24 protein-coding genes are annotated in these 26379 nt (G+C 33.2%); 8 read left to right on the top strand and 16 right to left on the bottom strand.

The features are described 5' to 3' along the window. Positions 1-87: 87 nt before the first annotated feature. Positions 88-543, bottom strand: a complete 456-nt coding sequence (locus NCC77_RS20870; protein ID WP_250837312.1) for a DUF4870 domain-containing protein — start codon at positions 541-543, stop codon at positions 88-90. 255 nt (positions 544-798) lie between these two features. On the opposite strand from NCC77_RS20870, the gene NCC77_RS20865 reads away from it, so the two are divergent. Beyond that, positions 799-1251: a DUF4442 domain-containing protein gene (locus NCC77_RS20865; RefSeq protein ID WP_250837311.1), complete on the top strand. Its 453-nt coding sequence runs from the start codon at positions 799-801 to the stop codon at positions 1249-1251. Positions 1252-1383: 132 nt separating this feature from the next. Here NCC77_RS20865 and NCC77_RS20860 read toward each other — a convergent pair whose 3' ends face one another. The 8 genes from NCC77_RS20860 to NCC77_RS20825 form a co-directional block, all read right to left on the bottom strand. Continuing rightward, on the bottom strand, positions 1384-1545 hold the full coding sequence (locus NCC77_RS20860; RefSeq protein WP_250837310.1) for a hypothetical protein: 162 nt from the start codon (positions 1543-1545) through the stop codon (positions 1384-1386). Between the two features lie 114 nt (positions 1546-1659). After that, positions 1660-1995 carry a hypothetical protein gene (locus tag NCC77_RS20855; RefSeq protein ID WP_250837309.1) on the bottom strand — a complete coding sequence of 112 codons (336 nt, stop codon included), beginning with the start codon at positions 1993-1995 and terminating at the stop codon, positions 1660-1662. Between the two features lie 158 nt (positions 1996-2153). After that, on the bottom strand, positions 2154-4394 hold the full coding sequence (locus NCC77_RS20850) for a multicopper oxidase family protein (RefSeq protein WP_250837308.1): 2241 nt from the start codon (positions 4392-4394) through the stop codon (positions 2154-2156). Between the two features lie 198 nt (positions 4395-4592). After that, on the bottom strand, positions 4593-7121 hold the full coding sequence (locus tag NCC77_RS20845) for a heavy metal translocating P-type ATPase (protein ID WP_250837307.1): 2529 nt from the start codon (positions 7119-7121) through the stop codon (positions 4593-4595). Between the two features lie 321 nt (positions 7122-7442). Beyond that, on the bottom strand, positions 7443-8003 hold the full coding sequence (locus NCC77_RS20840; RefSeq protein WP_095929452.1) for a helix-turn-helix domain-containing protein: 561 nt from the start codon (positions 8001-8003) through the stop codon (positions 7443-7445). Between the two features lies 1 nt (position 8004). Continuing rightward, complete coding sequence (locus NCC77_RS20835) at positions 8005-8535, bottom strand: DUF3347 domain-containing protein (RefSeq protein ID WP_250837306.1); 531 nt, start codon at positions 8533-8535, stop codon at positions 8005-8007. Between the two features lie 98 nt (positions 8536-8633). Continuing rightward, positions 8634-8993, bottom strand: coding sequence for a hypothetical protein (locus NCC77_RS20830; RefSeq protein ID WP_250837305.1), 360 nt, complete (start codon positions 8991-8993; stop codon positions 8634-8636). Positions 8994-9063: 70 nt separating this feature from the next. After that, the gene (locus tag NCC77_RS20825) at positions 9064-9897 is read right to left on the bottom strand and encodes an AraC family transcriptional regulator (protein WP_095929454.1); all 834 of its coding nucleotides are present in this window, start codon (positions 9895-9897) and stop codon (positions 9064-9066) included. Positions 9898-10000: 103 nt separating this feature from the next. Between NCC77_RS20825 and NCC77_RS20820 the strand changes: the two genes are divergently transcribed. The 4 genes from NCC77_RS20820 to NCC77_RS20805 all read left to right on the top strand — a co-directional run bounded on the left by NCC77_RS20820 (position 10001) and on the right by NCC77_RS20805 (position 18470). Next, positions 10001-11167: an MFS transporter gene (locus NCC77_RS20820; protein ID WP_250837304.1), complete on the top strand. Its 1167-nt coding sequence runs from the start codon at positions 10001-10003 to the stop codon at positions 11165-11167. A gap of 628 nt (positions 11168-11795) precedes the next feature. Continuing rightward, positions 11796-15041: a SusC/RagA family TonB-linked outer membrane protein gene (locus tag NCC77_RS20815; protein WP_250837303.1), complete on the top strand. Its 3246-nt coding sequence runs from the start codon at positions 11796-11798 to the stop codon at positions 15039-15041. A gap of 17 nt (positions 15042-15058) precedes the next feature. After that, on the top strand, positions 15059-16861 hold the full coding sequence (locus NCC77_RS20810) for a RagB/SusD family nutrient uptake outer membrane protein (protein ID WP_250837302.1): 1803 nt from the start codon (positions 15059-15061) through the stop codon (positions 16859-16861). A gap of 37 nt (positions 16862-16898) precedes the next feature. Further along, on the top strand, positions 16899-18470 hold the full coding sequence (locus NCC77_RS20805) for a DUF4957 domain-containing protein (protein WP_250837301.1): 1572 nt from the start codon (positions 16899-16901) through the stop codon (positions 18468-18470). A gap of 111 nt (positions 18471-18581) precedes the next feature. Here the strand turns inward: NCC77_RS20805 and NCC77_RS20800 are convergent, their stop codons facing one another. From NCC77_RS20800 to NCC77_RS20785, 4 genes are all read right to left on the bottom strand, one after another. Then, complete coding sequence (locus NCC77_RS20800; RefSeq protein WP_250837300.1) at positions 18582-19154, bottom strand: pentapeptide repeat-containing protein; 573 nt, start codon at positions 19152-19154, stop codon at positions 18582-18584. A gap of 25 nt (positions 19155-19179) precedes the next feature. Further along, entirely contained in the window at positions 19180-19380 is a 201-nt protein-coding gene (locus tag NCC77_RS20795; protein ID WP_250837299.1) for a hypothetical protein, read from the bottom strand. A 69-nt stretch (positions 19381-19449) separates the two neighbouring features. Next, a complete protein-coding gene (locus NCC77_RS20790; RefSeq protein ID WP_250837298.1) occupies positions 19450-20367 on the bottom strand; it encodes a helix-turn-helix domain-containing protein in 918 nt (305 codons plus the stop codon). Position 20368: 1 nt separating this feature from the next. Next, positions 20369-20932: a DUF6642 family protein gene (locus NCC77_RS20785; RefSeq protein WP_250837297.1), complete on the bottom strand. Its 564-nt coding sequence runs from the start codon at positions 20930-20932 to the stop codon at positions 20369-20371. Between the two features lie 170 nt (positions 20933-21102). On the opposite strand from NCC77_RS20785, the gene NCC77_RS20780 reads away from it, so the two are divergent. Beyond that, entirely contained in the window at positions 21103-21711 is a 609-nt protein-coding gene (locus tag NCC77_RS20780; RefSeq protein WP_250837296.1) for a 5'-methylthioadenosine/S-adenosylhomocysteine nucleosidase family protein, read from the top strand. 178 nt (positions 21712-21889) lie between these two features. On the opposite strand, the gene NCC77_RS20775 is transcribed toward NCC77_RS20780, so the two are convergent. From NCC77_RS20775 to NCC77_RS20765, 3 genes are read right to left on the bottom strand one after another with little or no spacing between them, the layout of a single operon-like run. Then, positions 21890-22366 carry a hypothetical protein gene (locus tag NCC77_RS20775; protein WP_250837295.1) on the bottom strand — a complete coding sequence of 159 codons (477 nt, stop codon included), beginning with the start codon at positions 22364-22366 and terminating at the stop codon, positions 21890-21892. After that, complete coding sequence (locus NCC77_RS20770; RefSeq protein ID WP_250837294.1) at positions 22363-23205, bottom strand: SIR2 family NAD-dependent protein deacylase; 843 nt, start codon at positions 23203-23205, stop codon at positions 22363-22365. The genes NCC77_RS20775 and NCC77_RS20770 overlap by 4 nt, the downstream gene beginning before the upstream one ends. Positions 23206-23261: 56 nt before the next feature. Further along, positions 23262-23585, bottom strand: a complete 324-nt coding sequence (locus NCC77_RS20765) for a hypothetical protein (protein WP_250837293.1) — start codon at positions 23583-23585, stop codon at positions 23262-23264. Positions 23586-23896: 311 nt separating this feature from the next. On the opposite strand from NCC77_RS20765, the gene NCC77_RS20760 reads away from it, so the two are divergent. Continuing rightward, on the top strand, positions 23897-25699 hold the full coding sequence (locus NCC77_RS20760; RefSeq protein WP_250837292.1) for a glycoside hydrolase family 2 protein: 1803 nt from the start codon (positions 23897-23899) through the stop codon (positions 25697-25699). Between the two features lie 166 nt (positions 25700-25865). Further along, complete coding sequence (locus NCC77_RS20755) at positions 25866-26294, top strand: helix-turn-helix domain-containing protein (RefSeq protein ID WP_250837291.1); 429 nt, start codon at positions 25866-25868, stop codon at positions 26292-26294. The last annotated feature ends 85 nt before the right edge of the window (positions 26295-26379 follow it).

The following is a 26379-nucleotide window of genomic DNA, read 5'->3' as shown; positions in this document are numbered from 1 at the left end:
TTTTGATTGATGATAATTTGATTGATGATTGATTGAGAAACTTATTTGATTTGATTGATGTTTCGACTATAACTTTTAATTTTTGTGTCACTTTATAAAAGGAATCGTAAGCGGATATTTGTATAATTCTCCGTTTGAAGCTTTTATTGAAGCATAGATCACTAAAAAGAATTCAACGAATTTTAAAACTCCAAAAAGGACCACAGCGGTAATTCCGACACTTAAAAGTCCAATGTTTGCTTGAAAGTTAAAGTTCCTAATTACAAAATCGTCGTCATTAAAAACAGCTTCTAACGGAAGATTCTGCAAGAAAACAGTAACCAAAATCGGAATAGCAATAAGCGCTAAGATCAAACTGTAAAGCAAAATGCTTAACTGAAAATTTAAAGCTTGTTTCCCGTGATGATCTGCAAATTCAGACTTGTCTTTATAGTTTGTCCAAATGATTAGCGGAAAAATATAGTTCCCAAACGGAATTATATATTGGCTTAAAGTACTCAAATGAGTAAATGATGCTGTATTCTTTTCTGATGTTTTTTCCATGATGAGTGGTGTTGTTGTTTCCATGATTAAAAGTATATAGTAATTTCTTATGCAAATATATGGCTAAAAAACAGTATCTTGTTTTGCATAGTACCAAATATTAACAAAATATTAACAAATTTAAAATCCAGAAATAACCTTTAAAAGACTGAAAATCATTCCGAATCCTTGTCTTTATTGGGAATCTTTTGATATGCGAATAATTTATTGTGCATGCATAGTTTTTTTGTATTTTTACAAGAAAAAACAAATCATATGGCACTTTCGGTCTCAAAACTTAACAAATTCGTCTTGTTCAAATTACCTTCTGCATACTTTTGTGGTGTGCGTGTAAAAGCAATTGATAGTGATAGTTGCATTGTAAGTGTCAAGCATCGCTGGATCAATCAGAATCCGTTTAACTCCATGTATTTTGCTGTTCAAGCTATGGCGGCAGAGCTTACAACGGGAGCTTTAGTGATTTCTCAGATTCAGCAAAGTGGAAAAAAGATTTCGATGTTAGTAGCCAACAACAAAGGAAACTTTACCAAAAAAGCGACAGGAAGAATTACTTTTGTTTGCAATGACGGACATTTAATTACAGAGGCAATAAAGAAAACAATAGAAACTGGAGAAGGGCAGACGTTCTGGATGAAATCTATTGGAACAAACGAAGAAGGTGTTCAAGTTTCTGAAATGGATTTTGAATGGAGTATTCGAGTTAAATAGTTTTTTTGCCGCGAATTCACGAATTACAATTTAAGAACTGTGTCAAAGTTTTAAACTGTGACACAGTTTCTCAACAGTATAAAAAAAGGCCTCAAATATTTTTGAGGCCTTTCTTATAAATTAGCATTTCAATTATTTTTTAACGCAACAAGACTTTTTATCTTTTTTCTCAGTTGATGTTTTTTTGCAGCAAGATTCCTTTTTTGCTTTTTCTTTTGTTGCAGGTTTTGTTTCCTGAGCCATTACACCGATCGAAAATAAAGCAACTGTTACTACCGTGATAACTTTTGTCATTTTTAAATGTTTTTTAGTGTTAGAGATTATAATTGGTAAATCAAATATAAACTGATTTTATATCTGTAAGAATAGTTTGATTGTTAATGTTTTGGTAAAAGTGAATTGATTTTATCACTTGTTTTTCATAATCTGATTAACATAATTTTTATGATTACTATATCCGTTTTTAGCAGGATTTTCAAGATCAAGCATTTCACCTAATGAAGTATCGAAAATTTGCCAATTATGAACTTTTGCCAATTCAATAATTTTAAATAATGCTTCTTCACTATAAAGAGAAATCATCTTGTTACTACTTGGCTCATCATCGAGATGGAAATTAATATCATCATTAATAGAATCAGAAAAGAAATCATTGTGAGTATATTTATCTTCTGTTTTTTTTGTTGAACAATTTTCAAGTAGTACTTTGTCAAAATCTATTGGCAAAAGTTTTTCTTCATCCAAATCTTCAATTAAGATTATTTTTTCAGCATAATTAAATAGAACAATATCCTAACTCATAATTAATTATTTTAAATTTGTAATAAAAGTACTATAATTAATCTGTTTGAACAAGCTATTAAAAACATGAACTTAACTGACTTATATGGTTAACGAAAAAATTAGTAATTCAAATTAACACCAAAACCAATTCCCATATCGCTGTCATAATGCGTTGTAATTCCGAAGTTTCGTGCTACTATATATTTCAATCCCGCCATATATTCTTTATCGGTATTCCACATTAAATTCATGCGAAGTCTTTGCGAAAGCGGAATATCTTTTCGTTCAAATTGTAAACGAACATTTCCATCCGTATAAACCTCAACTTGTGCTTTTATGAGCATTGGTAAAGTATATTCAAGACCGGCACTAAAAACAGAACGATTATCTTTTGTATTCGTTTGGCCAAATAAGTTTTGTTCCTGTTCGTCCATTCCCATTTTTCGATAACGCCAGTCAAAACCAATGAAAGGCATTAACCATTGATTTTTTCCGATGTAACGTCCAATATGTGTTTCCGTTTCATAGCCATGTTTGTCGTTATAACCCAATCTCCATTCCGTTCCGATGCTCCAGCGTGTGTTGCTGAACATGGCTTCACCGTCATTTCCGTTCGTGGCAAAATCATTTTCAGCCATAAAATGAAACATACGATCGTCCATTTTCAGCATTTTGAAAGCCATTTCAGGATGATGAATCAACGGATTTGGTGCTGAATTTTCATAACTGAAAATTCTTCCCATTCCAGCCATCATGTGGTATAAAATATGACAGTGAAAAAACCAGTCGCCGTCGGCATTTGCCTGAAATTCGATGGTGTCGGTTTCCATTGGCATAATATCAATGACATTTTTTAACGGAGAATAATCGCCATGTTCATTCAATATTCTAAAATCATGTCCGTGTAAATGCATCGGGTGACGCATCATCGAACCATTGTATAAAACGATGCGAACATTTTCTCCTTTTTTAATTAAAATTTTATCGGTTTCAGAAACTACTTTATTATCTAAACTCCAAACGTAACGATTCATGTTTCCAGAAAGCGTAAAACGCAATTCTTTTACAGGCACATTTTTCGGAAGATTGGTTTTAAAAGGAGATTTCAGCATTCCGTAATTCAAAGTGACAATTTCAGAAGTTTCAGTGCTGTCGCTTTCCATTTTCATGTCTTCCATATTATGATTGGAATGATCCATTTTAGGTTTTGCATTTTCATCTTCACCAGAAATTTCAGGATACATTACGGCATTCATGTCCATTTTATTCAAAGTCATATTCATGCCCATATCGTTCATTTCGCCGTTCATTTTCATCATATCGTTCATCATTTTCATGCCTTCAAAATATTTTAATTTCGAAAGATGATGAACAGGCTGTTTCTCTCCACTTCCTAAAAACAAAGACGCAGATCCTGTTCTGTCTTCGGCTGTAGCCAAAAAAGCAAAAGATTTATGGTCTTCAGGAATCGTAACTACAACGTCATAAGTTTCAGAAACTGCAATAATCAAACGATCGACTTCTACAGGTTCAACATCATTTCCGTCACTTGCAACAACGGTTATTTTTCCTCCGCCATAAGTCAGCCAGAAATAACTGGAAGCGCCGCCATTGGCAATTCGCAATCTTACTTTTGAACCTGGTTTAAGGTCTGAAAACTGCTGTTCATTTTGACCATTAATGAGAAACTTTTCATAATAGACATCGCTGACATCCATCGCATTCATTCTTTTCCATTCGTTGGTCACTTTGGTCGAAAAATGTCCTTGTTTTATGGCTTCGGAGTAACTTTGTGTTGTTCCTTTTTTAATTGCAAACCAATCGTTGGCATTGTGCAGCATTCGCTGAATATTCTCCGGTTTAAGATCCGACCATTCGCTTAAAATAACTGGAATAGTAGGTAAATCATCAATGCCTTTTCTAATAGTTGAATCGTCTTTTTTCTTGTTGATGATAAAAAGTCCGTACAAACCAATTTGTTCCTGCAAACCAGAATGGCTATGGTACCAATACGTTCCGTTCTGAATAATTGGAAAAGTATATTTATGAGTTGTTCCAGGTTCAATCGGCATTTGAGTTAAATAGGGAACACCATCTTCTTTATTAGGTAAAAACAATCCGTGCCAGTGCATCGAAGTTGTTTCCTTTTTGAGTTCATTATGTACATAAATTTCGGCAATATCTCCTTCCGTAAAAGTCAAAGTCGGCATTGGAATTTGTCCATTTACTGCAATCGCTCGTTTTTCTTTACCCGAAAAATTGACGATTGTATCACGAACGTACAAATCGTAACGCACGACTTTTTGTGCCTTTAGCTGAAAAGCAATTAAAAAAAGAATCAGGATGTATTTAATTTTCATTACAAATTATAATTTTAAGTCGTTAGGGTAAATTGAACACAATTTAATTTTAACACATAGAAACATAGTAATTTGAAGATTAAAAAGGCGTTTCACTTATTTAAATACGCATAGCTACTATGTGTGGAAACTTGTTTCTTTTCTTTTTTTAGACACAAAAATCTATGTTTCTATGCGTTAAAATAATTACGCTCCAACTTACAATTTTAAATTTCTCAATCGTAAAGCGTTTACGATTACAGATACAGAACTCAAACTCATGGCAACCGCAGCCAACATCGGCGAAAGCAATATTCCTAAAAATGGATATAAAATCCCCGCAGCAATTGGCACGCCTAAAGTATTATAAATGAAGGCAAAGAATAAATTCTGTTTGATGTTTGACATTACGGCATGGCTGAGGTTTTTGGCTTTTACAATTCCGTTTAAATCGCCTTTTACCAAAGTAATTTTTGCACTTTCAATCGCAACATCAGTTCCTGTTCCCATTGCAATTCCGATGTTAGATTGCGCTAAAGCCGGAGCATCGTTGATTCCGTCTCCCGCCATGGCAACAATTTTTCCTTGCGCTTGAAGACGTTCAATTTCTTTTAATTTATCGTGTGGAAGACAATCAGCCTTAAAAGAACTCAAATGCAAATGTTCGGCAACTGCTTTAGCAGTGTTATGATTATCGCCCGTCATCATGATAACCTCAACGCCTTGAGCAATTAATTCTTTAATAGCTTTTACACTATTTTCTTTGATGGCATCAGTAATGGCAACATGACCTAAGACAATAGAATCGATTGCGATGTACGAAATAGTCTTCCCTAAATTTTGTTCAGCAATAACTTTTTGTTCTAAATCATCAGAAACGGAAGCACCTATTTCTTCCATTAATTTTTTATTTCCTAAGGCAACTTTTTTACCTTCAATAGTTCCTAAAACACCTTTTCCTGCAATGGTTTCAAAATCTTGAACTTCTTTAAATGAGTTATTTTTTGCTTTCGCGAAATTGACTACAGCTTGCGCCAAAGGATGTTCGCTATGCTGATTTAATGAAGCAATGTTTTGAAGTAGAAAATCTTCCTCATTATTAATTGAATATATTTTTTCTACAGATGGTTTTCCTTCGGTAATGGTTCCTGTTTTGTCGGTGATTAAAACATCAATTTTATTCATGTTTTCTAGAGCTTCGGCATTTTTGATCAGGATTCCGTTTTGAGCGCCTTTTCCAACTCCGACCATTACAGACATTGGCGTTGCTAATCCAAGTGCGCAAGGGCAAGCAATAATTAAAACGGCAATCGCATTAATTAATCCGTAAACATAAGCGGGTTCTGGACCAAATTTTGCCCAAAGAAAGAATGTTAAAACCGAAATAATTACAACAGTTGGAACAAAATATTTAGAAACGCGATCGGCTAATTTCTGAATTGGAGCGCGAGATCTGCTGGCATCATTTACCATTTGAATAATTTGCGACAACATGGTTTCTGATCCTACTTTTTCAGCAATCATCACAAATGATTTGGTACCGTTTATAGTTCCAGAAATTACTGCATCGCCCATTTTTTTATCAACCGGAATTGGTTCTCCCGTAATCATAGATTCGTCAATGCTGCTTTCGCCAGCAGTTATTTTTCCGTCAACAGGAATTTTTTCTCCTGGTTTTACACGAAGTAAATCTCCTTTTTTAATATTATGAATAGAGATTACTTTATCTTCTCCGTTTTCAACTAGAGTTGCTTCAGTTGGTGCTAATTTTAATAATTCTTTTATGGCTCCGTTTGTTTGTCCGTGAGCTTTGGCTTCCAATAATTGTCCTAATAAAACTAAAGTGATAATTACGGTCGCAGCTTCAAAATACAAATGAATGGTTCCGTGATGCGATTTGAATTCCGATGGAAAAATATCTGGGAAAAACATTCCGACAATACTAAATAGGAACGCAACACTGGTTCCGATTCCAATCAAAGTAAACATATTTAAATTCCAAGTCACAATAGATTTGTAAGCGCGAACGAAAAACATCCATCCTGCATAAAACAAAACGGGAATCGAAAATAAAAGCTGAACCCAATTCCATTTTTCGATAGACATTATATTGTAAAGCGGATTATTCGGAATCATTTCTGACATCGAGATGATGAAAATAGGAAGCGTAAACAGAATCGCGATTTTCATCTTCTTCAATAAATCAGAATAGGTTTTGTTTTCTTCACTTTCTGAAGCTTGCATCGGAACTAAATCCATTCCGCAAATCGGACAATCGCCTGGCTCGTTTGAAACGATTTCAGGATGCATTGGACAAGTAAATTGTGTTGCAGTTATAGCAACTTGCGGTACTAAATCCATTCCGCAGACTGGGCAATCTCCGGGTTTATTGTATGTTTTGTCTCCTTCACAATGCATTGGACAGTAATAAACGCCATTTGCACTATGCTGATGTATTTTTTTAGTTTCTGCTTTATGATGATGATTCTCTTTTTTATGGCTACAACAGCAAGATTTAGCAACTTCGCCATGATTTTTTGGCGAATCCATTTCGATAGTATAATTTCCTGCCGCAGACAAAACTTCTTGAAATTTTTCTGTAGGAACGTGCTTATCCATCGTTATGGTAGCCGTTGGAGGATTTAAAGTTACTTCTGCCTGAACGCCTTCAACTTCGTTTAGAGTTTTTTCTACTTTGGTTCGACATCCGTTGCAAGACATTCCTGAAATTATATATTGATGAGTCATTGTATTGGTTTTTAAGTATTACAATGCAAATTTCTGAAGTATCTATGAGTTCGGTTTGTATAATTTTGGGAATGATTTGTAAGATTTACGAAATGCTGTTTTTAACGCAAAGGGCGCAAAGGTTTACGCAAAGAGCACTAAGTTTTGTTTGTTTAAAGATTAGAGAGTTCTCAAAGCTTTGCGCATAAAAAGTTAGCCACAGATTAAAAAGATTAACACAGATTTTAAAATCCTTTTAATCCTTATAATCTGTGGCTAAATAAAAAAGTCTTTGCGAACTTTGCGTAAACCTTTGCGCCCTTTGCGGTTAAAAATCAAAAACTATATATTCTCAATCTGAATACGCATTTTATCTTTTGATTGTTTGAACGAAGTAGGAGTAAAGCCCGTAATTTTCTTGAATTGATTGCTTAAATGCGCCACATTACTGTAATTCAGAATATCTGCAATTTCGCTTAACGAAAGCTCATTATAAATCAATAATTCTTTTACTTTTTCAATTTTCTGACTGATGAAATACTTTTCAATCGTGGTATTTTCAATTTCCGAAAATAAGTTGCTTAACGAATTATAATCCTGATTTAAGTTTTCTGCCAAATAATCAGATAAGTTGATTTTAAGTTCGTTGTTTTTATGATGCACTAAATCGACAATCAGGTTTTTTATTCTTTCAACGGTTTTTGTTTTTTTATCGTCAATTAAATCAAAACCTAAAACTTGAAGGTTTTTTAATAGAACTTCTTTTTGCTCGTCGCTAATTTCTTTTTCCAGTTCGACTTCACCCAATTCAACAGAAATAGTAGGAAGTCCGAGTTTTTCGAACTCAGACTTCACTACCATTTTGCATCGGCTGCACACCATATTTTTGATGTAAAGCTTCATATTATTTAATCGTTTCTACCACATTTCCGCAAGTCAGCATAGAAGAACCGTAATACGGATTTTTAACTGCTTTTTCTTTGCTCAACCAGTCAGCATCTGCCATTGGGCAATATTGTTTGTAGATTGGCTGTTCTGGACTTGAAACTTTTATTAAATCATAAGTGTTTTTAGATAGAGATTTAAAAGTTTCGCGTTGTTTTTTAAGATCTGTTGTTGCTGAAATACTTTTAGCATCGGCAGTTAGTTTTTTAACCACTTTCATCCAAACCGTATGTTCGTTGCTTTTTAGTTTGTCCATTTTTACCGCAGTAATCGCTGTCAGTAAGTCTTTGGCTTTCGCCGAAGTTAATTTGCTATCACTTTTAATAAGTGCATCTTTTACGGTAAAATAAGCATCGTAAACAGATTGAAGCTGACTCGCATCAACGATTTCTGTTGTTCCCGATTCTACTTTTGCTGTATTTGCCTGAATGTTATTGGCATTAAATAATAGGGTAAGTACTGTTGCTAAAGCTATGATTGATTTTTTCATTGTATATAATATTTAGGTAAAGGATTTTATTTCCTTTAAAATTAATTAAAAATTTAGTTTTAAAAAAGACCCAATATGGGCTGTCATCAATGCGATAATTATATTTTCGGCTTGAGCCAAATAGAAGTAAATCCAGAAGAAATGGTAGAATTACTGTAAGATGAAATAGTGTTTTTTAAAGAAAAATTGAAAACATCATTTTGTAACTCAAGATCATTTGAAGTTAAAATAACAAATTGCAATGCAGAAGTTGTGCAGCCAGAATGACGGCATTTTCCGTCACAATTGTGTTTTTCCTGTTTTGAAGTTTTCTTTTCGCAGCATTTTTTAGAACAGCTGTTTTCTTCTTTAGAAGCGATTTCTTTGTGATGCACCATATTGCATGCGTAGGTATAACTCGGATTCAAAAAGAAACTGAGTGTTATAAAAAGCAGTATTATATGGATCTTCTTTTTCAAAGAAATTGTTTTTATAAATACAAATTTAGTTAAAAATGTGTGGAGAAATTACTTTTTAAGATTTCGATAACTACAGTTTCTTAAAATCGGTTGGTTTCATGTTTTTTCGCTTTTTAAAATAATTCGTCAAATGACTTTCATCTGTAAAACCAAATTCATATGCAATCTGTTTAATTGGCAATTGATTGTTATGAAATCTTTTTTCGATTAAAGTCGTTCTTAGATTATGAATGTATTCGCGATAACTGATGCTGAAAGTTCTTTTGAAATAAGCACTAAAATAGGTTTGAGCAATATTAAAATGATCCGCAATTACTTTTACCTGAACCAGTTTGGGCTGATAAATATTCTGATGAATGTAATTCGCAATTTGTTCGCTATCCAAATGAGTCGATTTCATCTGTAAATTCATGCCTCGAATTGTTTCTTTAATTAAACCAAAGAGAGAAAGAATCTGATAGAAAACAATGGGAGAGGAGGTAACATCTATATAATGTCCATATGTTACGATATTTTCAACCGTGTTTTTTAGAATCGTTTTGCAAGGTTCGTCAAACTTCAAAACAGTTTCTTTTAGGATCTTATCGCGCATGAAACTTTCGGGAGTATTTACTAAAAATTCATCGCAAGTAAGATTCTGTTTGGAGTTGAAATAATTATCAGTGAATTTGATAAAAATGAATCGGGTACTTTTCTTTATATCAAAATAATGTTCGTCGTCTGGCGAAATAACAAATAGATCTCCAGCTTTATACGGAAGCAGATTGTTATTGAGGTGATGAATTCCGCTTCCTTTCTTTATATAGATGATTTCATAATACGTATGCGTATGTGGAGGGAGATGAAACTTCTCTTCTTCAAATTCATCAAGAACAAGCGTTTTAAACTGATTTAATTTAGGCATAACTTAAATATACAATTTTATGTCACAAATTTACAATTTTTTTTAAGGCTAACGGTGTTAATTTTGCTTCGTAGAAATCTATTCCTTTCTACAATAAATCAAAATGAAAAAAAGTCTTATTGCGCTCTCTTTAGGAGGGTTAACTATTGGTATTACAGAATTTGTAATGATGGGATTGCTCCCAGATATTGCTTCAGATATGAAAGTTTCAATCCCAGTTGCCGGATATTTAATTTCATCTTATGCACTTGGAGTTGTTATTGGAGCGCCTTTGTTAGTAATCGCAGGAAGAAATTATGCACCTAAAAAAATGCTTTTAATTTTAGCTTTAATGTTGGCCGTTTTTAACGCATTGTCCATTATTGCTCCCGATTATAATATTTTATTTGCGTCTAGATTTTTATCTGGATTACCGCATGGAGCATTCTTTGGAGTGGGAGCGGTAGTCGCAAGCCGTTTGGCAGATAAAGGAAAAGAAGCGCAGGCAATCTCTATAATGTTTGCTGGTTTAACTATTGCCAACTTAATAGGTGTGCCAATTGGAACTTATATAGGGCATCATTTTATTTGGCGTTATACTTTTATATTAATTGCTATTGTTGGATTATTGACTTTTTTGGCAATTTATCTTTGGATGCCAAATCTTGAAAAAGGAGAAAGTGTAAATATGAAAACACAACTTCAGTTCTTTAAGAAAACAGAAGCTTGGCTAATTATCGGAATTACCGCAATTGGTTTTGGAGGGCTTTTTGCCTGGATCAGTTATATTGCTCCTTTATTAATTAATGTTTCTAAATTTTCGCCAGAAGATGTTTCTTCTATCTTGATTTTAGCAGGACTAGGAATGGTAGTGGGGAATTTTGTTGGAGGTAAATTGGCAGATCGTTTTTCGCCGGCGCCAACTACATTAGCTTTATTATTGGTAATGTCTTTAGATTTAATTCTAGTTTACTTTTTCTCATTCAATCAATATGTGTCCCTGTTTCTTACTTTTTTGACCGGAGCTATTTCATTTTCGGTTATTGCGCCAATTCAAATGCTTATGATTCGTACGGCAAAAGGAGCAGAGATGATTGCTTCAGCATCACTTCAAGGAAGTTTTAATATTGGTAATGCTTTAGGCGCTTTCCTTGGCGGATTACCTTTGGCTGCGGGATTCAGTTATTCGTCTCCAAACCTTATTGGAGTTGTTATGTCGGTAATCGGAATGATTATTACATTCATATTGATGAGATTACATCAGAAACAAGTTCAGTTACAGCCTGTATAACTTTAAAAATATTCATTTTTCTTAGCCCTTAACTTTTGTTTAAGGGCTTTTTTTGTGCCTTAAACGAATTGATTAAAGCTTAAACTCTTCTTCGGGTTTATTCAGTAGACGCTTCTAGTCAGAAAATACACTTTAAAATATAGCTCTTCTTTCTCGCTGTTTTAATTTTTTTTAGGATCTCTTTAACTTTTTAAGTGTAAAATTAACACCTAATAATTTCGTAATTAATATTCATGTAATCGATTGTTTTTTTTGCAAAAATAGAATCAAATGAACGATTAATAATAATATTTTTAATATTTTAAGTTGGTATAAATTATACATCCCACATAAAAAAGCGATAAAATTTTTAAAATGTAATTTTTTTTATGAAATTTTTGGGAAATTTTATTTTTCGTTTGAAAAAAATATCTATGTTTGTGTAATCGATTACAACTTTTTTTTGATTGTTCGAAATCGATTAAGTAAAAAGACCGAAAATAGAGCAGAAACAAAGCTTTAGTGAGGAGGTAGATAAATTACTGTTAAAATAAAACCACAAAAATTAACTATAAAATGAATTGAAAGTAACCACAAAAAACCACTTAAACCAAAAAGAAAAAACTTTTAATAACTTAAACAATCAACCATGAACTTTAAAGAACTATTAAACAAAGGAGCAAATTTTTGCTTTAAACTTGTTTTCTTACTGTGCTTATTGATCGGTAGTCAAGTACACGCACAGGGCACAACGATAGAGGGAACCGTGAAGGATGCTGCGGGACTTTCTCTTCCTGGGGTAAACGTCTTAGAGAAAGGAACTAAGAACGGAACTTCTACCGATTTTGACGGGCATTACAAAATAAAACTAACCAATCCGAAAGCAGTATTAAGTTTTTCTTTTATAGGATTCAAAAACATTGACATTTCTGCCGAGGGAAAAACGAAGGTTAACGCAACGATGTCTGAAGATTCTAACAACTTAAATGAAGTTGTTGTAATCGGATACGGAACTGCTAAGAAATCTGATCTGACTGGTGCAGTTTCTACTATTTCAGGTGCAGATTTGAAAAAAGTGCCGGTAGCCAATGTTGCTGAAGCTCTAACAGGTCGTATAGCAGGTGTGCAGGTAACTGCAGCAGAGGGTTCTCCAGATGCTGATATTAAAATTAGAGTTCGTGGAGGAGGTTCGCTTACTCAAGACGCTTCGCCTTTAATTATTGTAGACGGATTCCCTATCAATAATATGAATGATATTTCTTCATCTGATATTGAAACAATGACCGTTTTAAAAGATGCTGCTTCAACTGCAATCTACGGATCACGTGGTGCAAATGGAGTAATTCTTATTACAACAAAAAGCGGAAAAGATGGAAAAATGGCCGTAAACTTTAATATGTTTTATGGTATGAAAAAGATGGCGAATAAAATTGATGTTTTATCTCCAGAGGATTATACGAAATGGCAATATGAATATGCTTTGCTTTCGCAAAGTGGAACTAAAGTAGCTTCTAATCCAGATAGCTATACAAAGTATTTTGGAAATTGGCAAGATCACGATCTGTACCAAGGTCTTAAAGGTGATGATTGGCAAGAGCAAATTTTTGGACGCACAGGAGAAGTTCAAAGCCGTGATCTAGGAATTAGAGGAGGAACGGATAAGCTTAATTATAACTTTAATTATGCTCATTACGATGAAAAGGCGATTATGATTGGTTCAAATTACAAAAGAAATAACTTAGCATTAGCTTTAAAAAGTAAAATAAGTAATAAGATAGATGTTGGTTTTACTGTGCGTTATTCAGATACTGAAATTGATGGTGGTGGTGTAAATGAACAAAATGAGAAATCTTCATCAGATTCACGTATGCGTACTATTGTGGGTTATGCGCCACTTCCGGTTGCGGGGTTAACTTCAGAAGATGTTAATGGGGATGGAACAGATATGTTAATAAATCCTTTTACATCTATTTCGGATAATAATCGTCAACAGTTTCGTAAAAACTTTAATATGTTAGGAAGTTTTGGATGGGAGATTGTAGACAATTTAAAATTGAAAGTAGATTTAGGTCTAGATAATTTTAATAATCAGGATTATCGCTTTTATGGTCTTACTACTTATTATGTGGCTAATTCACCGCTGGCGACGTTACAGAATATGCCTGCAATGATTATGTCAGATAGTAAAGAGAAACGTTTTAGAAATGCTAATACGTTGAATTATGATTTCAAAAAAATAATGGGAGAAGATCATCATTTGACGGCTCTTGTTGGAGAAGAAAGCATTAATTATACATCAAATACGCTTACAAATACAATTCATGGATATCCTACTTTTTTTGATTTTGAAAAAGCAAAAACATTAACAACACAAGGAACTCCACAATCAGTAGATAACTATTACAGTCCTGATGATAGATTGTTGTCATTTTTTGGACGTGCAAATTACGATTACAAAAACCGTTACATTTTCACAGCTACATTCCGTGCAGATGGTTCTAGTAAATTCCAAGAGCAAAATCGTTGGGGATATTTTCCAGCATTTGCTGCAGGATGGAAACTTTCTGAAGAGAATTTCTTAAAAAATAAAAGCTGGCTAAGTCTTTTAAAATTAAGAGCAAGTTATGGAGAAGCAGGAAATAATAATATTCCTGTTGGACAGCAAGTACAAATTTTCCAATCTACAGCAACTACCTGGATTAACGGTGTTACTAGTGTTTGGGCGCCTTCTAAAACAATGCCTAACCCTGATTTGAAATGGGAAACAACAGTAACTCAGAACTTTGGTTTAGATTTCGCGTTTTTTAAAAATCGCTTAAGTGGTAATTTTGATGTTTATAAAAACATTACAAGTGATTTATTAATCAACTTTCCAGTTTCAGGAGTTGGATATGATTTCCAATATCGTAACATGGGAGAAACACAAAATACAGGTTTTGAAGCTACTATAAATGTAGTTGCAATTGAAAAAGCAAAATACGGATTGAACTTTTCATTCAATATGGGAATAAACAAAAATCGTATTAACTCTTTAGGAGTTATGAGTGATTTTGGGCAAGCAACAGGATGGGCTTCTTCACAAATTGGAGATGATTATTTAGTAGCAGTAGGTTCTTCGTTGGGTAGTATGTACGGTTATAGAAATGATGGTAGATATGAAGTTTCGGACTTTGATTATGTTGCAGGAAAGTATGTTTTGAAAACTGGAGTAGTTAATACTTCTACCTCTCTAGTAGGAGACGGAAGCGGTCTTAAGCCTGGAGACATGAAATTAAAAGACATCAATGGAGATGGTAAAGTAGATGTAAATGATAAGACTGTTATTGGCAATGTTAATCCTAAGAGCTCAGGAGGTTTTGTGATTAATGGTAATGCTTATGGTTTTGATTTAATGGCAGCTTTTAATTGGAGTATTGGTAATGAGGTATACAATGCCGATAAAATCGAATTTTCTACAGCTACAGCTTCAGGAAGATATAAAAACTTAAATTCTACTATGGCTGATGGTCAAAGATGGACTAATTTAGATCCAGCAACAGGACAATTAGTAACAGATAATCCTGAAGCTTTAGCAGCTCTTAATGCTAATACAACTATGTGGTCTCCTTATATGAGATCTGCTATTTTTACTGATTGGGCAGTTGAAGATGCATCCTTTTTAAGATTGAATACTCTAACATTAGGGTATACTACACCTGAAATGTTTACATCTAAACTAGGAATTTCAAAATTGAGATTTTATTTAACGGCAAGTAATGTTTTTGTTTGGACTAATTATTCGGGTTCAGATCCAGAAGTTTCAACAAAAAGAAAAAATCCACTTACACCAGGGGTAGATTCAAGTCCTTATCCAAGAAGCAGACAGATGATTTTTGGAATGAATCTTAATTTCTAATTTTAAACGATCACAAAATGAAACATAAAATAATAATAGCGGGATTGATTATTGCGGCTTTATTTAGTTCTTGCCAGCAATTTGAAGATGACTATTTAGAAACAGATGCAAAATCAACATTAGAACCATCTTTGATATTTTCTGAAGTAGCACTTGCAAAAGGAGCTATTGATGGAATAAAAGTGCCATTCGCAGAGACCAATTCTTATAGAGGAAGATTTTTACCATATTATGGATTAAATACAGACGTAGAATGGTACAATACTTCGCAGACAGCAGGAGATAAAGCAGATTTGTGTGTGTATGATGCAAAGCCAACTAATACGGAGATGAATACTACCAACAATGCTTATTCAATGATGTATTCAGGTATTGAGCGTGCCAATATCTGTATTAAAGGTCTACGTCAATATGGGAATCCTACACCAGGCTCAGAAATGGGACAACTACTAGGAGAAGCTTTAACATTAAGAGCAATCTATTATGCCGATTTGCTTAAGTCTTGGGGTGATGTTCCAGCTCGTTTTGAACCTATCACTACTGCAACATTATATTTGCCTAAAGCGAGTAGAGATGTTATTTACAAACAATTAATTGCAGATTTAGGTGAAGCATCAACATTGGTGGCATGGCCTAACGAAACTTCTTATACAAGTACGGTAGAACATGTAAATAAAGCTTTTGTAAAAGCATTTAGAGCACGTTTGGCTTTGGCAGCAAGTGGTTATCAGCAATATCCTGATGGAGTAAGAAGAAGTAGCGATCCAGAACTTTCAGTTGCCAACATGTATGCATTGGCATTAAAAGAATCTCGCGAAGTGATCCAAAGTGGTTCTGCTCGTTTAGAATCTACTTTTGAAGGATTATGGAGAAAATACAATGAAGAAAATACTGCTGCAGGAGGAGAATCTCTTTGGGAGCTTCCTTTTTCTGATGGGCGTGGTAGAATGTTATTCACTTTTGCAGTAAAACACACTGCAGCAGCTGATCAATTTCAAGCTAATGGAGCTAACCGTGGAGGTGTAGCAGGACCATTGCCATTTGTTTTCTATGACTATGATCAAGCAGATACACGTAGAAATGTTACATGTGTACCTTACAAATATGGTGCAGCAGTAAATGGTATTGCAAAACAAGAATTGGGTACTCTAGATACATGGTATTTTGGTAAATATCGTTATGAATGGATGAAACGTTATGTAACTTCAACTAATGATGACGGGGTTAATAAAATGTACATGCGTTATGCTGAGGTGCTTTTAATAGCTGCTGAAACAGCAAACGAATTAGAAGGTCCAAGTGCAGCAATGCCCTATTTGAAAGAAATTCGTAGAAGATCATTTTCTACAGCAGATCAAGCGACTAAGGTTGAATCTTATGTAAATGCCTTAACGAGCAAAGACGCAATGTTTAATGCTCTTGTTGAAGAAAATAAATATGAGTTTACAGGAGAGATGGAACGTAAACAAGCGCTTATCCGTTGGAACTTGCTTAAAGCAAACTTAGATAAAGCAAAACAAAAAATGGCTGAATTATCTACTCGTACGGGACAATATGCAGATGTGCCAGCGACTTTGTACTATAAATATCAGTCAGATAATGTAAGTTTAGATATCTATGGACTTAATCGTGGAGAAACTACAAATCCAGGAGCATTGTATTCTTCTACTGCTTGGACATGGACAGGAACTGCTGCAGATGCTAAGATAGCTTCATTGTATAAAGCAGGAGTAAATCCTGATGAGAGACAATTCTGGCCAATATGGCAAGTATTTCTTGATGCAAGTAATGGTCAGTTAAAAAATGATTACGGTTATTAAAATCTTTCAAAAAACTAATAATAAATTATAAGTTATTATGATGAAAACAATAAATATATTTAAAGGATTAATAACCGTATTACTTCTTTCAGTTGCAGTTTCTAGCTGTGAAAGTTATAATGAAGCGTTATTAGACGGTATAGGAAATACAAGAGAATTTTCTCCCATTGGACTTAAAGCTACTATCAGAAACTCAACCACGGTTGAGTTAGATTGGACGGTTAAAGCAGATGAAAATGCAGATCATTATGTAGTTGAATTTAGTGCCGATGATCCAAGTTTCGCTACAATTTATAAAACGATAAATGTTGCTCCTACAGAACTTCCTGTAAAAGTAGCATTAGAAGGAGAAACGGTTTATTCTATTAGAGTAAAAGCAGTTACTTCTGGCTTAGCAGATTCTAAATGGTCGGTTATAACTGCTACAACATTATCAGAGCAGATCATGTTCCCTGTTCAAGATGCAGATATTCAAGCCACTCAAGTTACATTGAGATGGACTCCAAATAGCGCTGTAACACAAATTACGGCTATGCCTGGAAATATTGCGCACACCATTACAGCAGCTGAAAAAACTGCGGGAGTAGCTACACTTACAGGATTAACACCAGAAACTGCTTATACTGCAATTTTATTAAACGGAACAAAGAAAAGAGGTAATGCAACTTTTACTACCGGAATAGACATTGGAACAGGAATATTAGTTAAAGAGGGAGATAATTTCCTTCAGAAAATTATTGATGCGCCTTCTGGATCTGTTTTAGTTTTCATGCCAGGAGATTATACAGCTCAAACGGGAACAATTGCAATAAATAAAACAATAACGTTAAGAGGTTTAAGACCAGAAAACAAACCAAAACTAAAAGTTAATTTCACGTTAGCTAATAATCCAGCTAATTCAAGTGAAGTGGTTAACCTTTCTTTAATCGATTTAGATTTAAATGGAACTGGTACAACTGGAGGAGCAATAACAATTGGTACAGCAGCTACTACAGGTTTAGGAGATGTTTTAATAAGCGGATGTTACGTTCATGATTATCCTTCTCAATTAATCTACGGAAATGCCTCAGCAAGATTGAAATCATTCTCTGTGGATAATAGTATTATTGAAAATGTAAACGTTAATGCTGGTGCTGATTTTATTGACTTCAGAACTACTTATGTGGCAAGTGTTTCTTTAACAAAAAGTACATTTGACACTTGTTCATCACGTGATTTCATCCGTTTAGATGCTGCTGCAGGATTAACAGGAACAGGATTAACTAGTAATGTGCTAATCGATGGATGTACAATCTATGCACCTACATTACCAGCCGCAAGTAGAATTCTGTATATACGTTTTGTTTCTAATTTATCAACAGTACGTAATACATTATTAGCAGTTGGATCTGCAGTTTACACCAACTCTACAGCAACGGCTGCTCCAGGGTTTGCAAATAATAATAATTTCAATTCGCCTAATTTACAGGTAACAACAGGTAATAATAGACCAGATGCTTCTGCAACTGTCTTAGATCCTCAATTTACGAATGCAGTAAATGGTGATTTTACAGTTAAAAATCAAACATTAATTGATAGAAAAGTGGGAGATCCACGTTGGATAAAATAAAAATCGTGGTTGATTAAATAGAGAAAAGCGGGATGCAATTTAGTTTGTAGTCCCGCTTTTTAATTTTAGAAATAGTTTTAGTCACTGAAAACTGTGACTGAAAACTAAAAATCACTCTATTGATAAATCAAATTTTTGAAGCAAACCCGCAAGTGCCGTATGGGAAACTTTTGTTCCTTTAATTTTATTTTCTGATGGATCAAAAGCATAGTTTTTGGAAGTTCTGAAGTCAGTTTTTTCTAAAATGCATTCCACAAAAGTGGCACCAGAAAGATCACAATTTTTAAAAACGGCCAAAGATAAATCGGTATTCGAAAAATCAGCTTCTTTTAGGAGGCAGTCTATAAAATTGGTTTTCTTCAATTTTTTATAAATGAAAGTAGAATAATCTAAAACACAATCTTGAAAATTCATCGAAAATAAAAAACTATTGCAAGCGCTAAAATCCAATCCCATTAATTTGCAGCCAATAAATTTGATGTTTTTTAATCCCGTATTTCTCAAAGTAGCCAAAGAAAGATTGCAATTTTTAAAAGTGCAATCTAGAAAGTCGTTATGACTTAAATCACTTTTAGAAAAATTGCAATTAATGAATTCGCAGTTTACAAATTCGACATGGGCTAAACTCTGATCCGAATAATCAATCGTTTCAAAAGTTCGGTTTTGGTATAATTTTGATTCCATATAAATTTAAAAGGCTTGTAAAGTTTTATTCTAATTCGACACAGTCGAAAATAGTATTGTTTTGAAGTAATGCGGTTACATTCAGCTCGCTGTCAACTCTTAGAATGTTGTCGCAATCTTCGAGGTCAAAATTCCACAAAGAATTAGGTAATAATTCATTTAGAAGTACAGAAGCCGATTCGAATTTAGCTTTACTATCAACGGAAGTTTTAAAAACATAAATCATAATTTGCATTTTGAGGAAGCAAATTTCTGAAAAACACCCGCATATTTGTTAGGATTCTATAATCAATAATTAGGACTTATCAATCATTTTTCGGTACCGAATAGGAGAGATTCCTTCTGCTTTTTTAAAAAATCGACTAAAGTAAGATTGATCTTCAAAGCCTACCTGCGTTGCGATTTCACCTACAGAAAGTGTGGTTTGAAACAATAAATATTTGGCCTCTAGCAATATGTTTTCGTCAATCCATTTTACAGCAGATTTTCCGGTTACATTTTTGACACATTTGTTTAAATGATTGGGAGTAACATTTAGCATCGACGAATAATAATTGACCTGATGATGGGTTTTAATATGGTCATGAATCAATTCTTTAAATTTCCCCGTAATTGCTTCTGCTGCCGAAATACTTTTAGAAGTCTTCACCGCATTTTTATTCATTTCATAAAACAAAGTAATCAGATACGACTGAACAATATTTAAATCTGTAACTGTTTTTTCAGAATATTCCTTTTTCAATCGTTCCAAAATATTGGTAATTGGAGCAATATCTTCGGGAGCAAGTTTAACTTTGGGGTCTCCTGAAATTTTTAGAAAGTCAAAATCATTGAGCAGTTCACGGCTGCCATATTTTCGAATCAATATATCGGGATGAAACTGGCAGATATAACCTTTATGAATGTTGTTGACATTATCAAGCGAAAAAATCTGACCGGCAGGAACCATAATCATTTCGTTATCGGTCGTGACATATTCCTGATAACCCAATTTCATAACATTCTGACCTGAAGAAATAAAGATTAAAGTATGGCAAGAATGTTTTGAAGGCGGAACAGGATGCTGCATCTGCATCATTTCTTCGATTTCCAAACAGAAAAAATGATCAGAATTCGATTTGAAAAGCACATGAATAGGATTGTCTTCTCCTAAAAACTTTTCTCTAAACCCTTTTGGATTATAGGTTTTTATTTTCTCCGCCTGCTTTTTCATTCTAATAATATAATCTAAAATCAAGCAGTTTGCAGAGATTGTAATGTTTAGCATACAGATCTTCAACCACTTCAATTATATTGTCGTTTTCCTGATACAAGCTAAAAAAGGCTTTGTCAATCGTACTGCAGCTGGCAATTTTATTATACGTAGAACCGTAGCCAGAAATGGCTCTCGCCCCAGTTATGTCTAAGAAATATTGCGCTTCTTCTTCATTCAAATCTAAAACCTTAAGATTGGCAAAATGAATAATTTTACCCTTCATTTTTCCTTCAAACAATTCGGCAATTTCTTCAATACTGTAATAATAATCGTGAAGACAGATATTATTTTCCTGACCAGGCATGGCTAAATAAATGATTCCATAATCTTTGAAATTATGATCTTCGTAAAGCAGAATATTCAGACTTTCTTCTAAACCTTCGATCGTATCGCAAGTTTTATGAATGCTCGAAATGCCTTGGTCTATAGCCAATTCTTCTAAACATTTTACCACATTGGTTTGGGTATGATCGTCTATATCTTTAACGCCTTCAAGGCAGAAAATAAATTTTTCACTATCCATGCAGTTATTCTTTCTGGTTTTAAATTTTTTACTGGTTCTCGCAAATGTATTTTTTATATCATAAAATCCAATAGCGAAAACAGACTTTAACGTCTTTTTTGGATTTTAAATTTAGGTTAGAGCATCGTAAATTTTTAAACGTATTTTTGTAAAGCGAAAATAAATTACACATGATACAAATTAATCAAACGGCATCATTTGCGGTTGAAGATATATTATTCTGTTTTGCTCTTGAATCTGAAGCCGCAGAAGTTTTTAAAGATCAAAATGTCTTAATTACCGGAATCGGAAAAGTAAATGCAACTTACGAATTGACAAAAGCCATTCAAAAGAAAAAGCCCTCTGTAATTATTAATCTGGGTTCGGCGGGAAGTAGCTGTTTTCAAAAAGGGGATGTAATTTGCTGTACCAAATTTGTACAAAGAGATATGGACGTTCGCGGTTTGGGTTTTGCTTTATACGAAACGCCACTTTCTGGTTTGCCGCCACTTTTAGAATATGGTTTGTTGATGGATAATCTTCAAGAAGGCATCTGCGTAACAGGCGATAATTTTGAAATGGGACATTGTTCAGACGCCTACAATGTGGTCGATATGGAAGCCTACGCTTTAGCCATGATTGCCATGAAAGAAAATATTCCGTTTTTAAGTCTAAAATATATTTCTGATGGAGCCGATGATAATGCTGCAGAAGATTGGACGATTCAAGTTCATAAAGCAGCTATTGCTTACGGGAAAATTTTAGGATTGATTGAAGAAAATAAAGAAGCCATTTCTTAGTTGAAATGGCTTATTAACTTGTTAATAAATCTGTTTTCTACTCTCTTTAGTCTTCACTGATGCGCTATGCAAAATGTCTCTAACTTGTACAGTTTTTTATAAAGGACACTTTTTATAAAGGCTCAAAATTTAATTTAATTTTGAATTAAGATAGTTTCATCTAACTATATTTTTTGATTTACTTATTAAGTTCATAATAATTGTTTTCTCCATTACATTTTAAATTTATTGCTTTAGGAAAACCATTATCAAGATTAATGATATTCTTTTCCTTGCAATCTTTGTTGTCGAAATATAGTTTACATTTCTTCAATATAGTGGGGAGTTCGTTAATATGGCTTAAATAATAATATCCAAAAAATTGCTTTTTATCAGTATATATAAAAATATGATTTTCAGCACTTGGACTATTTTTTAAATTAAAAATAAATGATGAAATAACAATATAATATTTTCCTTGATTAGTCTTTACTTCTCCTAAGTATCTACCTTGAAATCTTTCAGAATCATTTATTTTTTTATAAGATAATATTTTCTGATTTTTACTTATGAGCTTTAAATTAAAAAGATTTCGCTCTTTTTTGTAGTCAAAATAATTTTGTGAAAAAATATTGTTTGTAAGGAAGATGAATGTTAGTAGCATAATTGTTCTCATATTGGAGTTTTAACTATAGTATGCATATGTTTAATTATTTCTTTAATCAATTTTAAAGCTTCAGTAGATGTTTTACGAATAATTATTTTATTCTTTTTATCTTTTATCAAAGCCGTAAACTGATTGTCTTCTATATTAATATCTACAATAGTTCCGCCATATTTTAAAGTGGTTTCTGCAATTGTAACAGGTAAATTTGTTGCGCCAGAAGTTCCTAGAATGAAAAGTATTCCAGAGTTTTTGGCAATTTTTAAGGAACTGAACTTTTTATTTGTTTGTTCATCGTAGTATTCATCAAACCATAAGATATTTGGTCTCATCCAACTTCCGCAACTTTTGCATTTTAAAAGCTCTATTTCTCTTTCGGTTAAATCTTCATCAATCTCTTTTCCTTTTATTTCTTCAGGTAGATTTATAATTTCTCTGCAACCGTTTGAACACTTTATTTGTCTGTTATTTCCATGAATTTCGAAAATTCTTTCTGTTCCGCTTAACCTGTGTAGGTTGTCTATGTTTTGAGTAATTAGATGAAATCTGTCTTTTAAAATGTTTTCAATTTCGACCAATTCGTAATGGCTTGCATTTGGCTTTGCATTTTCGAACATTTTTTTTCGAAATAATGAATATTGCCAAACCTCTTCGGGATTTTCTTTGAAGTATTTAAAAGTCCCAAATTCTTCAGGTTTATGAAATTTTGTTCCCTTGATCCAAATACCATCAACACCTCTATAAGTCGGAATTCCACTTTCAGAAGAAATTCCGGCGCCCGTTAAAAAGGTAAAAAGGGTTCTTTTATTTTTAGTGGAAACTTGTTTTATTATGTCTTCTAATTGTTCCATGTTTAATGAAAAAGGGATTAATCTTTTTTAATTTTTAAATTCAAGATATGTTTGCTTTAATCGATAGCACTTTTTTTATAAAATAGATATTTTCCATTTTCTTTCCTGTAAACACTAAAAATATTAGTATTTGATTTTTTTGAAATAGAATCTCCTATTTTTAGGTCAAAATTATTCTTAAATGTAGAGTCAATTCTCAATCCATTTTGCAAATAAAACTCTGTAGTTCTTAATTGCCAATTATTTCGCTTTACAATAATGCTGTTTACCTCTAGTCCTATAAATTTTTTATTCAGTTGATTATTATACATAAGAAATACGGTCACTGCAGAAATGACAATGAGTAGTGGTAAAATTCTAAAAATATTTATTTTTTTCATACTTATTTTAATGGGGAAATTGGCTTAAATAAAGCAATATATTGATAATTTGCTTTAATATTTATTAGTGATTATTGGTTAAGGTTGGCAAATATAATTTCAAATATATTAGTATTTTTCGTAGAATAAAGATCAAAACAGACTGATTTTAGAATTAGAAAGTGTTATAAATGCTAAACTGATAAGTATTTGATGGGGTATTTTATGGAAATGAATGAGTTTGATTTAATACAGCTTTAAAGAAACTTTTTAACTTTATAATCTTCATATTTTACTAACTAAAGATCCTCAAAACCAAAATGATTTTAACTATGAAAAAGATAATAATGCTGTGTTGTACTTTTCTGCTAATTGGAAAAGCAATAGCACAGGAAATTCCGTTGGTATCTAACATTTCAGCTCGAAACAATATTACATTGAACGGAAAATGGAGATATATTGTAGATCCTCTCGAAAACGGATATTACAATTATCGTTTAGAGCCTTTTAAAGACAATGGCTTTTTCGAAAATAAAAAATGGAATACCACAGAGTTGAGCGAATATAATTTCGCAACCTCATCAGTTATGGATATTCCGTCTGATTGGAATTCGAAAGATCAAAGATTGTTTTTTTACGAAGGAACGGTTTGGTTTCAGAAAGACTTCAATTATAAAAAAGATGCCAAAACCAAAGGAATTCTTCATTTTGGAGCTGTCAATTATGATGCGAAAGTTTACGTAAACGGAAAACTGGCAGGAACACATATTGGTGGTTACACGCCTTTCAATTTTGATGTAACCAATTTATTAGTCGACGGAAACAATTTCGTAGTAGTAAAAGTCGATAACAAACGCCATAAAGACAATGTTCCAACGGTAAATATGGATTGGTGGAATTACGGCGGAATCACAAGAGACGTAACTCTGGCTCAAGTTCCGAATACGTATATCGAAGATTATTTGGTTCAATTGGATAAAAAAGAAAAAGGAACAATTTCGGGTTGGATAAAACTAAACAGCGAATTAGCAAATCAAACGGTTTCGGTTTCCATTCCAGAATTGAAAATTAAAAAAAGCGTTACGACCGACGCTAAGGGAATTGCGTATTTTGATGTCAAAGCCAATCCTGTTTTATGGACGCCTGAAAAGCCAAAATTATATGATGTAACCATTTCTAAAGCAGATGAAAATATCGCCGACCAAATTGGCTTTAGAACCATCGAAACGAAAGGCAAGGAAATTCTGTTAAACGGAAAAAAAGTCTTTTTACGCGGAATCAGCATTCACGAAGAAGCGCCTTTCAGATCTGGAAGAGCTTGGTCTCAAGACGATGCCATTACGTTATTGACTTGGGCAAAAGAATTAGGCTGTAATTATGTTCGTTTGGCGCATTATCCGCACAATGAAAATATGGTTAAAGAAGCCGAAAAAATGGGATTAATGATTTGGTCTGAAGTGCCAGTTTATTGGACCATTTCGTGGACAAATCCGGATACGTATGCCAATGCCGAACGCCAATTGCATGACATGATTTACAGAGATAAAAACCGTTGCGGAATTGTAATTTGGTCAATTGCCAATGAAACGCCTCATGGCGATGATCGTGATGTTTTCTTAAGTAAACTGGCAAAATACGCTCGCACGCAAGACAATTCTCGTTTGATCAGTATGGCAATGGAAGTTACTTCGAGCTCCAATAATATCAATACGCTTCACGACAATATGAATGAGTATGTAGATATTGTAAGTTTCAATCAATATTTAGGCTGGTACAGAGGAACTAATGAATCTTGCAAAGACATGCAATGGGTAATTCCATACAACAAACCTATTATTATAAGCGAGTTTGGTGGCGAAGCGTTGCAAGGTTTGCATGGCGATAAAAAAGAACGCTGGAATGAAGAATATCAAGAAGAATTATACATTCAAAACACACAAATGTTTAATCGAATTGAAGGTTTAGCAGGAGTTTCTCCTTGGATTTTAGTTGATTTTAGATCGCCCAGAAGACAATTGCCAAATATTCAGGATTTCTTTAACCGAAAAGGTTTAGTTTCAGATCAAGGAATTAAAAAGAAAGCTTTTTATGTTATGAAAGATTGGTATGCACAAAAAGAAAAAGAATATAAGTAAACTGGATTTTTAAAATTTATTTTTGTCTGAAAAGTTGTATTTTTGATGCGATGAAAAAATAAGATATCTAAGTGGTCTGTAAAAGATTGTTTGGTATGAAACAAGACAAATTATGTAGTTTGCATATTTCGTATTTATTTTAAGTCGTAATTATTATCTTTGAATTATGAGCACATTAACCAGACCAAATCACATCGGTAGAAAAATAAGCCGCATTCGTGAATTGAAAGACATGAAACAAGAAGCATTGGCACAGGCGCTAGGAACAAACCAGCAAGCTGTTTCTATTATGGAAAATAGTGAGACTATTGATGAAGAAAAACTAATTCAAGTTGCTAAAGCTTTAGGCGTAAGTGTTGAAGCTATTAAGAATTTTTCTGAGGAAGGAGTAATTAATTATTTTAATACTTTCACAGAAAATGATTTTAGCCATAGTCAGGGAACTAATTTTGGAAGTAATAATGCATGCACATTTAATCCACTAGATAAATTAATCGAATCAGTCGATGAAAACAAAAAGCTTTACGAGCGTTTGTTACAAGCTGAAAAAGATAAAATTGAATATTTAGAAAAGCTATTGAAAGAAAAACATTGAAGGAGACTTATTTTAAGTCTCTTTTTTATTAAAATTATTTTAATAAAAGTTGCGGAATAGATTTAAAAAACAAAATAAAGGGTAA

Origin of the sequence: Flavobacterium tyrosinilyticum (genome assembly GCF_023656565.1) — a bacterium.
GTDB classification, from domain to species: Bacteria; Bacteroidota; Bacteroidia; order Flavobacteriales; family Flavobacteriaceae; genus Flavobacterium; species Flavobacterium tyrosinilyticum.
Note: the sequence above shows the minus strand (reverse complement) of the source record. Positions and strands in the feature narration are given on the sequence as shown.

Coding starts and splice junctions, on each gene's coding strand:
- NCC77_RS20870 (WP_250837312.1), bottom strand. CDS start 543: ATGGAAAAAACATCAGAAAAGAATACAGCATCATTTACTCATTTGAGT.
- NCC77_RS20865 (WP_250837311.1), top strand. CDS start 799: ATGGCACTTTCGGTCTCAAAACTTAACAAATTCGTCTTGTTCAAATTA.
- NCC77_RS20860 (WP_250837310.1), bottom strand. CDS start 1,545: ATGACAAAAGTTATCACGGTAGTAACAGTTGCTTTATTTTCGATCGGT.
- NCC77_RS20850 (WP_250837308.1), bottom strand. CDS start 4,394: ATGAAAATTAAATACATCCTGATTCTTTTTTTAATTGCTTTTCAGCTA.
- NCC77_RS20845 (WP_250837307.1), bottom strand. CDS start 7,121: ATGACTCATCAATATATAATTTCAGGAATGTCTTGCAACGGATGTCGA.
- NCC77_RS20840 (WP_095929452.1), bottom strand. CDS start 8,003: ATGAAGCTTTACATCAAAAATATGGTGTGCAGCCGATGCAAAATGGTA.
- NCC77_RS20835 (WP_250837306.1), bottom strand. CDS start 8,535: ATGAAAAAATCAATCATAGCTTTAGCAACAGTACTTACCCTATTATTT.
- NCC77_RS20825 (WP_095929454.1), bottom strand. CDS start 9,897: ATGCCTAAATTAAATCAGTTTAAAACGCTTGTTCTTGATGAATTTGAA.
- NCC77_RS20820 (WP_250837304.1), top strand. CDS start 10,001: ATGAAAAAAAGTCTTATTGCGCTCTCTTTAGGAGGGTTAACTATTGGT.
- NCC77_RS20815 (WP_250837303.1), top strand. CDS start 11,796: ATGAACTTTAAAGAACTATTAAACAAAGGAGCAAATTTTTGCTTTAAA.
- NCC77_RS20810 (WP_250837302.1), top strand. CDS start 15,059: ATGAAACATAAAATAATAATAGCGGGATTGATTATTGCGGCTTTATTT.
- NCC77_RS20805 (WP_250837301.1), top strand. CDS start 16,899: ATGATGAAAACAATAAATATATTTAAAGGATTAATAACCGTATTACTT.
- NCC77_RS20800 (WP_250837300.1), bottom strand. CDS start 19,154: ATGGAATCAAAATTATACCAAAACCGAACTTTTGAAACGATTGATTAT.
- NCC77_RS20795 (WP_250837299.1), bottom strand. CDS start 19,380: ATGATTTATGTTTTTAAAACTTCCGTTGATAGTAAAGCTAAATTCGAA.
- NCC77_RS20790 (WP_250837298.1), bottom strand. CDS start 20,367: ATGAAAAAGCAGGCGGAGAAAATAAAAACCTATAATCCAAAAGGGTTT.
- NCC77_RS20785 (WP_250837297.1), bottom strand. CDS start 20,932: ATGGATAGTGAAAAATTTATTTTCTGCCTTGAAGGCGTTAAAGATATA.
- NCC77_RS20780 (WP_250837296.1), top strand. CDS start 21,103: ATGATACAAATTAATCAAACGGCATCATTTGCGGTTGAAGATATATTA.
- NCC77_RS20775 (WP_250837295.1), bottom strand. CDS start 22,366: ATGAGAACAATTATGCTACTAACATTCATCTTCCTTACAAACAATATT.
- NCC77_RS20770 (WP_250837294.1), bottom strand. CDS start 23,205: ATGGAACAATTAGAAGACATAATAAAACAAGTTTCCACTAAAAATAAA.
- NCC77_RS20765 (WP_250837293.1), bottom strand. CDS start 23,585: ATGAAAAAAATAAATATTTTTAGAATTTTACCACTACTCATTGTCATT.
- NCC77_RS20760 (WP_250837292.1), top strand. CDS start 23,897: ATGAAAAAGATAATAATGCTGTGTTGTACTTTTCTGCTAATTGGAAAA.
- NCC77_RS20755 (WP_250837291.1), top strand. CDS start 25,866: ATGAGCACATTAACCAGACCAAATCACATCGGTAGAAAAATAAGCCGC.